This is a genomic window from Chryseobacterium sp. SSA4.19, from assembly GCF_022601875.1.
GTDB lineage: Bacteria > Bacteroidota > Bacteroidia > Flavobacteriales > Weeksellaceae > Chryseobacterium.
This window is the reverse complement of sequence record NZ_JAKVIP010000009.1, coordinates 71,517-84,599: the sequence shown is the minus strand read 5'-3', so window position 1 is coordinate 84,599 and position 13,083 is coordinate 71,517. Positions and strand designations below refer to the sequence as shown.

The 13,083-nt window shown below is 37.8% G+C and carries 10 protein-coding genes; 6 read left to right on the top strand and 4 right to left on the bottom strand.

Annotated elements, in window-relative coordinates:
• Positions 1 to 80 precede the first annotated feature (80 nt).
• Complete coding sequence (locus MKJ01_RS08200) at positions 81 to 416, top strand: nuclear transport factor 2 family protein (protein ID WP_241613301.1); 336 nt, start codon at positions 81 to 83, stop codon at positions 414 to 416.
• Between the two features lie 37 nt (positions 417 to 453).
• On the opposite strand, the gene MKJ01_RS08195 is transcribed toward MKJ01_RS08200, so the two are convergent.
• Positions 454 to 2,547, bottom strand: coding sequence for a T9SS type B sorting domain-containing protein (locus MKJ01_RS08195; RefSeq protein ID WP_241613300.1), 2,094 nt, complete (start codon positions 2,545 to 2,547; stop codon positions 454 to 456).
• A 132-nt stretch (positions 2,548 to 2,679) separates the two neighbouring features.
• Complete coding sequence (locus MKJ01_RS08190) at positions 2,680 to 3,477, bottom strand: hypothetical protein (protein WP_241613298.1); 798 nt, start codon at positions 3,475 to 3,477, stop codon at positions 2,680 to 2,682.
• Between the two features lie 193 nt (positions 3,478 to 3,670).
• Between MKJ01_RS08190 and glgP the strand changes: the two genes are divergently transcribed.
• A complete protein-coding gene (gene glgP / locus MKJ01_RS08185; protein ID WP_241613296.1) occupies positions 3,671 to 5,335 on the top strand; it encodes an alpha-glucan family phosphorylase in 1,665 nt (554 codons plus the stop codon).
• Positions 5,336 to 5,404: 69 nt separating this feature from the next.
• Here glgP and MKJ01_RS08180 read toward each other — a convergent pair whose 3' ends face one another.
• Together MKJ01_RS08180 and MKJ01_RS08175 are read right to left on the bottom strand one after the other, a co-directional pair.
• Positions 5,405 to 5,596, bottom strand: coding sequence for a DUF6496 domain-containing protein (locus MKJ01_RS08180; RefSeq protein ID WP_241613295.1), 192 nt, complete (start codon positions 5,594 to 5,596; stop codon positions 5,405 to 5,407).
• A 12-nt stretch (positions 5,597 to 5,608) separates the two neighbouring features.
• Positions 5,609 to 6,082, bottom strand: a complete 474-nt coding sequence (locus tag MKJ01_RS08175; protein WP_241613294.1) for a hypothetical protein — start codon at positions 6,080 to 6,082, stop codon at positions 5,609 to 5,611.
• 116 nt (positions 6,083 to 6,198) lie between these two features.
• Here MKJ01_RS08175 and MKJ01_RS08170 point away from each other — a divergent pair, with 116 nt between their 5' ends.
• From MKJ01_RS08170 to MKJ01_RS08155, 4 genes are all read left to right on the top strand, one after another.
• Positions 6,199 to 8,328 carry a S9 family peptidase gene (locus tag MKJ01_RS08170; protein WP_241613293.1) on the top strand — a complete coding sequence of 710 codons (2,130 nt, stop codon included), beginning with the start codon at positions 6,199 to 6,201 and terminating at the stop codon, positions 8,326 to 8,328.
• 155 nt (positions 8,329 to 8,483) lie between these two features.
• A complete protein-coding gene (locus MKJ01_RS08165) occupies positions 8,484 to 10,139 on the top strand; it encodes a peptide MFS transporter (protein WP_241613292.1) in 1,656 nt (551 codons plus the stop codon).
• A 130-nt stretch (positions 10,140 to 10,269) separates the two neighbouring features.
• A complete protein-coding gene (locus tag MKJ01_RS08160) occupies positions 10,270 to 12,024 on the top strand; it encodes a peptide MFS transporter (protein ID WP_241613291.1) in 1,755 nt (584 codons plus the stop codon).
• Positions 12,025 to 12,084: 60 nt separating this feature from the next.
• On the top strand, positions 12,085 to 13,083 hold the full coding sequence (locus MKJ01_RS08155; protein ID WP_241613290.1) for a YhcG family protein: 999 nt from the start codon (positions 12,085 to 12,087) through the stop codon (positions 13,081 to 13,083).

The window sequence follows — 13,083 nt, the reverse complement described above, 5'->3', positions numbered from 1 at the left end:
AGAATAAATATAAAACCAAGTTAAGATTTTTCACGTATATATCATAAACGGAAGATATGAATTGTAAAATCACCCATTTTATGAAAGATCTAAATTCTTTAAGTACGGAACATCTTGAAAAATGGTTTACTGATGAAAGTGTCATATGGATTCCACCTTCCAGAGAAATCTCGGGTAAAAATAGAATTCTGGCTTTATTCAGGGCGATTTTCAGACGTTATGAAAAGATTGAATGGCGTGTTTCCGAAATTTTTTCTTTAGGAAACGATAAGTATTTTTATCAGACCAATTCTTATGGAAACCTGCCTGGAAATGAAAGATATGAAAACGAAATCTGTACAATCATTGAATTTTCAAAAAGCGGACAGATTATTTATCTTTCCGATTATTTTAAGGACACAAAGATATTCAACTAAAAAGCCATCTCTTTCAAGATGGCTTTCATTATAAATTTTAATCTCTGTTTTTTACCATTACCCATCCGGAGTATTTAAACAGTGTGTTCTTTTTATCGTTTTCATTCCATGTTACGGAATACCAATATGTACCTGTAGGAACTTTTTTACCAGCAACTGTTCCATCCCATTTGTAGGCATTAGATTTATTGGCCTCGAATATCTTATCTCCGTATCTGTCAAAAATATTGAATACCAGATTCTGTTTGTTTCCTAATGCAGAATAGTCAATAACATCATTTATCCCATCTCCGTTTGGCGTAATCACATTAACCAGATTCGGAACTACAATGGTAATATCGATAGGTGCACAGTTGTAAGAGTCTTTTATCATAATATGATGATCTCCTCTGGTAACATTGGTAAATATATTAGAATCCTGCCAGTTAATGCCATCCATCGAATATTGATATGTAGGACTTCCGCCTGTAACATGTACTGTAACTGTACTATTGGCAATATCAACCTCTGAAATTACAGGCTGCTCAGAAGCATATACCTTCACTGCCTGCCGGCTAATGCATTCACCTGTCTTCAATTTTACCCAATAGGTTCCGACTCCAACATTACTGATGGCTTGAGTAGTGGCACCGGTACTCCATTCATACGCGGTAAAGCCCGGACCTGCATCGAGTGTCGTCTGATCTTCTATACAGATAATTTTATCCTGCAGAATATTTGAATACACCGGTGGCAACACCAATAGATTAACTTTTGCTATGGAAAAACAGCTGTTTCCGCCAATGACTTTTATAAAAATCACTCCGCTTGGCGATATATAAGCGGTCGGGTTGAGGATTTCGTTGGTCCCGTTTTGAGCATCCGTTAAAGAAGGATAATACTTTTTAGTGCTTGTCTGTGTAGTTACTGCAGAAGTGGTTAAATTAAATAATCCCGTTGAAGGATTTGATTCTATAAAGCAGGCTCTTAAACTGGCTTCAGTCACTACTACTACCGGATAAAATTTCAGAGAAATGACTGCTGTTGCCGTACATCCGTACTGTGAAATAATTTTTACATAAATAGTACCTTCTGCAGACGTAAAATTTGTAGTATTGGTAATTTCATTAATTCCTGCATTGAGATCAGTCACAGTATGATAATATTTTTTGATGGCTGTCGGATCTCCGAATACAGCTGCGGAAGTAAGATCAAATGTTCCTAAGCCCGAATTGTTATTATTACAGCTGAACAGATTTACATTATTCCCCGTAATATTTCCCTGTTTAAATTTGAATGCTCCAACCTGCCTGCAGGAATTAAGCGGATTATTCGGGTTGACAGGATCCTCATAATGGATGCTGTAATAATAAACAGATGTCATATTCACTGTTTGTGGTGTAAATATAGGATTTGCTCCTGAAAGGGCATCATTTTGAGAAGTGTGATAGCTGATGGTGAAATTGATATTTCCGTTCAGAATTCCTGACGATAATGTATTGAAATCAAAAATAGCAGGATTCTGACATATAACGATTTCCCTCGGGTCTGCAGGGTTGACAGCAGGGATGCCCGGCGGGCTGAACGGCTGCGTCTGAATAGCAGGATTGGTAAATGGAGATGCCAAAGTAGCGGTACCGCCCCAGGTTAAAGAAAAAGGAGCCAGCGTCGGATTAAATACATCGACCCAGTTATCAATATACAGATAGTAGGTCTGCCCTGGTAAAACATCCAGATATTTACAGTATGGAGTAAGCGATCCTCCAGCCGCACTGGTAATGGTGCTCGTCATATTCAGCCCGGTAGAAGCGCCTACTCCGATCACGGTAGCCGCATTGCAGCGTATAGCCGCTCCAAGACTTCCGCAAGAAACATTAGGCCCGTAAACTGCCCAGTCATAATCGGCATCCGGATCTCCTGGAACCAAATCGAAAGTAAGTGTTCCGCCTGTAGCAATCGTGATTTTATACCAGATCGAATTATGCTCACCTGTTATTAAACAGCCTCCTAAGCTCTCATTCACCGCACCAATTCCCGACGGCGAATAAGTAATGTTAGAGTTTCCACATACGGCAAGGGCCGTCGAACAATCTGCCTGAGAAAAAAGGATTCGTGATATGAGCAGAAAAAAAAAGAATAGATATTTCTTCATATTTTGCAATTTGATGGTGATTAGTCGAGGTAACTTTGTGTTTATCAAATATAAACATTCCACATCAATAATCACATTTTTAATAATATTAATTTATTAAAAAATACAAATCAATGAGATTTATACAATAAATCACTTTATACTTGTTATATTTCCGCAAAGATTCTCAAGGTGTAAAATTTTATGAAAAGGACTTTTCACCTGTTGCAAATGCTCCTTATTCTGAATAAAAGTATACCGTGAAGCAATGGAATTCATATCGGAAACAATGACCAGCCAGCATTCGTCAACCGTGGTATCGTAATAGGGAAATTTCTCATTTTTTTTATTAATCAGCTGTACGATTTTTTCAGAGCAAAGCCCGTCAAACAGATTCATATTATATTCATGGGTTATGAAAACATTTCTGCGGTGGCCTGATTTCCTGATGTTCTTTACACCACCGACAGGTTTTCCTTTTTTGATGCTTTTACAAATATTTAAGATGATCTCATTTTGATTTTCTAAACTGGCCCATTGTATATCCGGATGGAATTCTAAAAAATAAACACCACGATATTTCGTAGTGTCTTCCTGTTCCAATATGATTTCAGCCTGACGAAATATTTTGTTCAGGCTGCTTTCCACCTTTTTCATTTCCATATGATTGATAACTTCCGTTAATTCAATCCCAATCTTTTTATTGTCAAATTGAGCAATGAAGTCCGGGCTTTCACAGGTTAAATTTTCAAACTTAACTTCAGGAAAATGATGCATGAAGGAATTGAGAAGAAGAATTTCCGCTTTTTTTCTGTATTTTTCACGGTCGTGAAGCCTGGATTCATCTATGGTACGGTGATATTTTTCAATCGGTTTCTTTTTAAGATACCGGTTCAGATAATATAAACTTAGATTTTTAATTAAATCCTCATCAGAAAATGCTTTTTTCATATGCTTCCTTTAATGATTACAGAATACATATAACTCCAAGTTTCACGTCATGAAGTTTTGATTATTAAAAATTTACATTTAAAGGTAATCAAAAAAATACCACATAACGGCCTTTACGAATAATTTATTGAATAATTAACATAGAGTTTGATTCCATATTTAATATCTTTATAATAAATATAAAAATGTCTTTATGGATTTTAAGAACTTTAAAATGCCTTTTACCATTAATCCTAAATATTCTAAAAAAGCAGCCTATTTCTCAATGGAATTTGCGATTGAACAGGTTCTGAAAATATATTCGGGAGGTCTTGGATTTTTAGCAGGATCTCATATGAGAAGTGCATACAATCTTAAACAGGATCTTGTCGGAATAGGGATTCTCTGGAAGTTCGGATACTATGATCAGGCCAGGAACCATGATCAGACCCTGCAACCTGTCTGGACGAAGAAAATGTACAGCTTTCTTGAGGATACAGGCATTAAGTTTCAGATCGAAATCCACAGCGCTCTGGTTTGGGTCAAAGTCTGGTATCTTGATCCGGAAATCTTTAATACAGCTCCCATGTTTTTTCTGTCAACAGATGTGCCTGAAAATGATCATGTATCAAAGACTATTTGTCATCGTCTCTATGATGCCAATGAAGCTACCAAGCTGGCACAGTATATCCTTCTTGGAAAAGGAGGAGCCCAGCTGCTCGATGAAATGAATATGGAAAGGGATATTTATCATTTAAACGAGGCCCATGGACTTCCAGCGGCTTTTCATTTGCTGAAAAAATATAATGGAGACCTGAACCGGGTTAAAGAAAAACTTGTTTTCACTACCCACACTCCGGAAGAAGCAGGTAATGAGAAACATAACCTGAAACTCTGCTATGATATGTCTTATTTTTCAGGATTGAGCATGGAGGAAGTAAAACGTATTGAAGGTTCGGACGATGACCGTTTTAACCACTCACTCTGTGCTTTGAAGATGGCCAAAATCGCAAACGGAGTTTCACAGCTTCACGGGGATGTTTCAAGATCAATGTGGAGCAAATATGATGGGATCTGTAAAATTACCTCTATCACCAATGCTCAGGAATTTAAGTACTGGGCAGATGGTCCTTTGTATAATGCGAAAGATGAAAACGATCAAACGGCTTTCGACGTCCGTAAAAAGCATTTGAAGAAGAAACTTTTTAAGATTGTAGCAGACCAGACCGGAAATTTATTCGATCCGAATATTTTCACCATCGTCTGGGCCAGAAGGTTTGCCGGATATAAACGCGCCGATCTGCTTCTGCATGATAAGAACCGGTTTTATAAATTACTGAATCATCCAAAATATCCTATACAGATGATCTGGGCGGGAAAACCCTATCCGATGGACTATTCGGCAATTTCCACTTTCAATTCCCTGGTAGAAGAAAGCAAAAACAATAAGCACCTGGCGGTACTTACAGGATATGAGCTTTCTCTGAGCAAATCCCTGAAACGGGGTTCCGACCTGTGGCTTAATAATCCGAGAGTACCGAGAGAAGCCTCAGGGACTTCAGGAATGACGGCTGCCATGAACGGTTCGGTAAATCTTTCTACGGATGACGGATGGATCCCTGAATTTGCCAGGCATGGAGAGAATTCCTTTGTGGTTCCCAAATGCGATTACGAAAACATGAGTGTTTACGAACAGGATAATTACGACCTGAATAAGTTATACGAGCTCCTCGAAAATGAAATCCTGCCGACCTATTATGATCAGCCCGATCGATGGAGAAAAATCCAGTACAATTCTATGAATGATGTAAAAGACCATTTCAACAGCGACCGGATGGCGGATGAATATTATGAATCACTGTACAATCATAAAGGATAATCAGATTAAAAACCTGGTGATCTTTATAAAATAAAACAGTACTGAACTTAGTTCAGGACTGTTTTATGACTACTCTTTTTTCTTTTTCTGCTTAGGGACTTTTAACCCTTCTTCGCGTGCTTCAGAAATACCGATGGCTACTGCCTGTTTTCTGTTGGTCACTTTATCTCCGGAGGAAGACTTCAGCTTTCCTTCTTTGAATTCCTCCATGACCTTTTCTACTTTTTCCTGAGCCTTTTTTGAATATTTTGTCTTGCTCATGATCAATATATTTTAAGATTTTGGTACAGATACAGCTATTTCGTATACTTTAGCATTTTTCAGATACTTTGAACGCTCCCTCGAAGTAACGGATTCAAAATGTCCGTTTTTAATCACCACAATCGGATCTTCTGAATTCTCGATTTCAAAATTGGTAATATAGCGCTCATCCGGCGCATCTTCACGAAGCTTGGCTTTTATCTTCTGAAGTTCGTCTGCATAATCTTTGAAAGCAGGATCTGAAGAGTGTATAAATTTGTATTCTTCTCCGGCATCTACAAAATAATGCAGTTTTTTATCCAAAAGGCCTGCTTCGTTTGTAATGGCAGGATTGTCGTTACCGTCCCTGAAAGCTGCTTCCACCAGTTTTCCGCCTTTTTCTTCAGCATTTTTCTGAGCATCTTCATAGCTGGAAAATCCGGTATATAAGATTTGGTCTTCTAATTCATACCGGTTCAGTTTTTGGTCAAATGCATTCATTTCCATAATTATTATTGAATTTGATTATGTTTTAACTATTCAATTTTTCTGCCAATATCTCATTCAGATACTTTTTTATGCATATAATAAAATTGGTATATTTGAGATCTTTAAAATTAGAAATGAAAAAATTCTTACTAACACTTACTGCAGCTGTTATATTTCAGGGATTATCTGCCCAGGAAATTACTTTAGATAAAATATATTCAGGCTATTACCGTGGTAAAGGTATTGCCGGAATTACATCCATGAAAAACGGTGAAAATTATCTTGTCATTGAACAGAGCGGTATTGCAAAATATGCTTATAAAAACTCCCAGAAGGAAGGAAATATTATTGACGGACAATTTGAGAGCTATGAATTTTCTGATGATGAGTCTAAAATTCTTCTGTTGAAAGAAAGTCAGCCGATTTACAGGCATTCATTTTTAGGAAAATTTGAAGTTAAAGATTTAAAATCAGGCAAAACCATTGCTTTAAATGATGGCAAATTTATACAGGAACCGAGATTTTCGCCTGACGGAACCAAAGTGGCTTTTATTGCCGACAATAATTTATTTTATCAGAACCTTGACTCCGGGAAAATTACCCAAATCACAAATGACGGTAAAAAAAATTCAGTTATTAACGGTTTGGCCGATTGGGTATATGAAGAAGAATTCGGGCATGCAAGACTGTACGACTGGACGAAAAATTCCAATGCCATTGTTTTTGTAAGATCCGATGAAAGTGAAGTTCCTGAAATCTATATTCCCATCTACGGAAAAACGCTTTACCCAAGTGAAATGCGTTATAAATATCCGAAAGCAGGAGAAAAAAACTCTGTAGTTTCTGCGCACATCTATCTTTTGGATGGTGATAAAAAGACCAGAGTAAATCTTGACAGTTTCAAAAATTATTATATTCCTAACGTGATGCAAACTGCAAAACCGGATGAGATGGTTCTTATCACTTCTCAAAGGATTCAAAATGCGTCAGATGTATTAAAAGTCAATACAAAAACCGGAGAAATAAAAAAATTATTTACAGAAACGGACGAAAAATGGGTAGACACGGATAATGTTACTCTAGAATTTCTTGAGGACAACAGTTTCCTTTGGGGATCCGAAAGAGACGGAAACCGTCATTTATACTGGTATAACCAGGATGGAAAGCTAAAGAAACAGGTAACGAAAGGCAACTGGGAAGTAACCGATTATTATGGATTCAATCCGAAGTCCAGGGAAATTTATGTGCAGACTACAGAAAAAGGAAGCATTAATAAAGTGATTTCCAAAATCAATATCGAGAATGGAAAAGCACAGCTGATTTCAAATGCTGACGGAAATAATTCTGCAAACTTCAGCAAAAATTACAATTATTTTATTGAGACATCTTCTACCGCCTCCAAGCCTTACACTTTCGTTTTAAAAGATGGAAACGGTAAAGTGGTAAAAGAGCTTCAGAATAACAATGATCAGCTTCAGAAATTAAAGGCAGACAATTTTATTGAGAAAGAATTCATAACCATTCCCAATGAAGCCGGCGATCAGATGAATGCCTGGATTATGAAGCCTAAAAACTTTGACAAGAGCAAAAAATACCCGTTGTTTATGTACCAGTATTCAGGACCGGGATCCCAGCAGGTCTCAAATTCATGGGACACCGGAAATGCGCTATGGTTCAACCATTTGGTACAGAAAGGATATATTGTCGCTTGTGTGGATGGAAGAGGAACAGGTTATAAGGGCAGTAAATTCAAGAAAGTGACCTACATGAATTTAGGAAAATATGAAATTGAAGATCAGATTGCCGCAGCCAAATGGCTTGGAAATCAGTCATACATCGATAAATCAAGAATCGGAATGTTCGGATGGAGCTTTGGCGGATACATGACAAGTCTGGCCATGACCAAAGGTGCTGATGTTTTCAAGGCAGGAATCGCTGTAGCGCCGGTAACCAACTGGAGATATTATGATTCAGTATACACTGAAAGATTTTTAAGAACTCCACAGGAAAATCCTGACGGATATGATAAGAACTCACCAACGGAATATGCGAATCTACTGAAAGGAAAGTTCTTATTGATTCACGGAACGGCCGATGACAACGTACACTTTCAGAATTCCATGGAATTTTCAGAAGCTTTGATTCAGAACAAGAAGCAGTTTGAATTCATGGCCTATCCTGATAAAAACCACGGAATTTACGGCGGGCAGACAAGACCGCAGCTGTATCAGAAAATGACCGATTTTATTTTGGAGAATTTATAGTACACAAATCTGAATAATCAAAAATCCGGATCTTACAGGTAAGTTCCGGATTTTGATTATTTAATGGACAGAGAGAGTCTTCATTGTGTTCACAATAATAAAATTCAATTATTACTTTTAAAATTTTATATTTGTGAAATTTGAAATTTGAAACTATGAAGACCAAACATCCTAAAGGGTTGCCTTTTCTCTTCTTTACTGAAATGTGGGAACGTTTCGGATACTATTTAATTCTCGGAATTTTCGTTTTGTACGTTATTGAGCCTACCGGTATGAAAGGCGGTCTCGGGCTTCCCGATAAAACGGCAGATGATATTTTCGGGACTTATATTGCCCTGACTTATCTTACTCCATTTATCGGTGGTTTTTTGGCTGACAGGGTGCTGGGCTACATCAAATCAATTTATTTAGGCGGCATTTTAATGGCGGCGGGATATATCGGGATGGGCGTTTTTAAAGACCTTCCCCTATTTTATTCTTCGTTGGCTTTAATTATTATTGGAAACGGTTTCTTTAAACCTACGATTTCTACCCTTTTAGGAAACTTATATTCAGAAGAACCTTACAAAGCCAATAAAGATTCCGGGTATAATATTTTTTACATGGGAATTAATATCGGAGCTTTCATCTGCAATATTATTGCTGCTTTTATGCGGAATAAATTCGGCTGGGGCGAAGCCTTTATCACAGCAGGAGTCGGGATGCTGATAGGCTTGGTCATTTTTACGATCGGCCGGAAGTATTATATCCACGCCGCACAAATGAAGCCTGTACAGGAAGGAGATACCAAGCTTTCTGAAATCATGCTTAAAGTTTTTGTCCCTGCAATTATTGCGGGAGTAATCGGTTGGATGGTTCCGGGAAACATTTTCGGGAGTGACAGTACGGATGCTTTTATTTTCGCCTGTGTGCCTGTTATTTATTTCTATGCTTCGTTATATTTCAAAGCCAAGCCTGCTGAAAAAGCATCCATCGGAGCATTGCTATCGGTATTTCTGATCAGCATGTTCTTCTGGGCAGTTTTCAAACAAAACGGAACGGCACTGACGCGCTGGGCCAATTATTACACCGACAGAAGTGTTCCTGCTGCCATGGAAAAACCTTTGGAGAAGATTTATATGGTGGATGGGAAAAGCTATGCAGATAAGGAAGTCCCTGTGTATGACGATCAGTATCAGTCTCAGAAAGACAAGGATGGAAAAGCCATAAAAACGACCGGAAAAGATATTTATTTCAAAAACATTTCTGCAGAACAAAAAGCTAAATTGGAAGCGGACCCTGAAAGCAGGTTATATCTCTATAATACAGAACTGTTTCAGTCGATCAATCCGTTTTGGGTGATTGTCCTTACACCTGTCGTTGTAGGGTTCTGGGCTTTATTGCGAAGAAAGGGAAAAGAACCTCTAACGCCTACAAAGATCGTATTGGGATTGTTTATTTCAGCACTCTCGTGCCTGGTTATGGTATTAGCCGTTTGGGCAGGAGACAATGGTTCGGTAAAAGTGTCACCATGGTGGCTGATTGCAAGTTACGGAGTTATCACAGTCGGTGAACTCTGCCTTTCGCCAATGGGGCTTTCATTCGTTTCAAAGCTTTCTCCTGCAAGGATTACCGCTTTAATGATGGGAGGTTTCTTCCTTGCCAATTCTGTAGGAAACAAACTTTCAGGAATCCTGGCCAGTACGTGGTACAGCTATGACAACAAGATGAATTATTTCCTGGTGAATTTTGCGCTGTTGATATTTGCTACATTGTTAGGTTTATCCATGTTAAAAAGGCTGAATAAAATAATGAAAGAAAAAGGACATTAAATTATCATAAATAGAGAATATCAGGCTGCAGCAACGTTCTGCAGCTTTTTTATTTAAATATAAAATTAAACCTTGCCGAAAACACAAAAAAAACTATATTTGTCAGTCTTAACAAAAATTAACAATAAAAATGGATAATACTGAAGCATTAAGTCCGAAGCAGGATGAATTTGTAGAGAATAAGGGTTCCAGACATCCGAAAGGATTATGGGTTCTTTTCGGAACAGAAATGTGGGAGCGTTTCAACTTTTATGGGATGAGAGCACTTTTAACGCTCTTTATGGTAAATTCTTTATTGATAAAGGAGGCTGATGCAGCAATTATCTATGGCGGATTTTTAGCTTTATGTTATCTTACTCCTCTTTTGGGAGGATTCATTGCTGATAAATATATCGGTAACAGAAATGCCATTCTGATCGGTGGGTCTTTAATGGCCATCGGCCAGTTTCTGCTTTTCATCAGTGCTTCAACTTTTTCAGGGAGTTTAGACAGTGCCAAAATGATTATGTGGCTTGCCCTGTTCGTTATTATCTTTGGTAACGGATTCTTCAAACCGAATATTTCTTCCATGGTAGGAAGTCTTTATCCTAAACAGGAAAAATCAAAATTAGACTCTGCATTCACCATTTTCTATATGGGGATTAACATCGGAGCTTTCCTGGGCCAGTTCATTTGCCCATATGTTGGAGACGTGAAGGACGCAGCTACAGGCGTAAGAGATATTTTCGCTTTCAAGTGGGGATTCCTTGCAGCATCCATTGCTATGGTGATCGGAACCGTTACGTTCTTTATTCTTAAAAATAAATATGTAGTCACTCCAGAAGGCAGACCTATCGGAGGGTTGCCGAAAAACAATACAAGTGCAGATTTTGAAGAAGGAGAAACCCAAACCGCAAAATTCTCAGGACAGTCTTTAGGAATTACAGGGTTTATATTTGTTGTTCTATTTTTCGTTTTCAGATATTTACTGGTAGGAGAATTCGGTTTCAAAGCCGTGGAAATGGGACAGTTGATCAAAGGAATCATTTATCCTTTCATTTACGCAGCGGGTATTTCTTTGGCTTTCCTCATCATGAGTTCTGCAGAAAATAAAATAGAAAGACACAGAATCTGGGTAATTTATATCGTATCATTCTTTATTATCTTTTTCTGGGCTGCTTTTGAGCAGGCGGGATCTTCATTGACATTTATTGCGGACAACCAGACAGACAGAAATATTTTCGGATGGAACATGCCGCCTTCAATGGTACAAATCTTCAACGGAATTTTTGTTGTATTGTTAGCAGTACCTTTCAGTTTATGCTGGGATAAATTAAGAGCAAAAGGCAAAGAACCGGTTTCCCCGATGAAGCAGGCTATGGGTCTTGCGCTGATCGCTTTAAGCTACTTTATCATTGCTCACAATGTAAAAGATCTTGGAAACTCAGGATTATTGGCAATCAAATGGCTGATGTTACTATATTTCATCCAGACTTGTGGTGAGCTATGTTTGTCTCCAATCGGTTTGTCATTAGTAGGAAAATTGGCTCCTAAGAGATTTGCTTCATTGCTATACGGAGTGTTCTTTATTTCCAATGCAGCAGGATATGCGCTGGCAGGTTCATTGGGAGCATTGATTCCGGCTACCGGTGACAAGTTTTCTAAGGCACAGGAGATCGGAGTAAATCTTCAGGATGTGTTAGATAAAAAAGTAACCTTAAATGCAGCTCAGGTGGCTGCTTTTGAAAAGGCTCAGTTACCTTTACAGAACCCGACTTTTGCAGGATTTGAAATTCACAATCTTTTCGAGTTCTTTATGGTATTCGTAGTGCTTTGTGGTATTGCAGCAGTTATTCTGGCTTTAATTTCACCATTCTTAAAGAAAATGATGCATGGTGTCAACTAACTGATATCAATAAAATATACTGAAAACCTCTGCCAAGTCAGAGGTTTTTTTTATTTTCGTATGATGGAAGTTTCCGAAGATTCTTTATTTCAGTCGGTAAAAGAGATTATTACCCAATCGCGCGAAAAGGTATTCCGGATTGCAAACTCTACCCTGCTGCTTACGTACTGGCAGATCGGGAAACTTATTGTGGAAGACAAACAGAAAGGAAAAGAACGCGCAGAATACGGAAAATATACTTTAAAAAACCTTTCTAAAAAGCTGACTCTTGAGTTCGGAAAAGGATTTGATGAAAGTAACCTTAGAAATATGAGGACTTTCTATCATTCATCTCCGATATGTGACGCATTGCGTCACGAATTAAGCTGGACGCACTACAGATTGCTGATAAGGTTAAATAATTCAGATAAAATGAATTATTATCTCAACGAATCTGTGCAAAACAACTGGAACTACACAGATCTCAAAAGACAGATCAATTCCCTTGCCTACGAAAGGGTTTTAGAGCATAAAAAATCTCCCGCTGAAAGTATTCACAGCATTTTAAAAAATCCTTATATTTTTGAATTTCTGGGCTTGAAGCCTGATGAAAAAATTTCGGAGAAAGACATTGAAACTGCAATCATAGATCATATTCAAAAAATTTTATTGGAATCCGGCAAAGGGTTCGCTTTTGTGGCCAGGCAGCAACATATCTCTACAGACACTTCGGATTTCTACATTGACCTGGTCTTTTACAATTATATTTTAAAGTGTTTCGTTATTATTGATTTAAAAACAGGCGAACTATCCCATCAGGATATCGGACAGATCGATATGTATGTAAGAATGTACCATGATCTGAAACGGGGCGAAGGAGATAATCCGACCATAGGGATTTTACTTTGTTCGGAGAAAGACGAAACCATTGTAAAATATTCTGTTTTAAACGATAAAAACAATCTTTTTGCAAGCAAGTATCTATTGTACCTTCCGAAAGAAGAAGAATTAAAACATATTATTGATCAGGACAAAATACGTTTCGAGCTCAATCAGGAAAATACTAACAATTCAAACTAA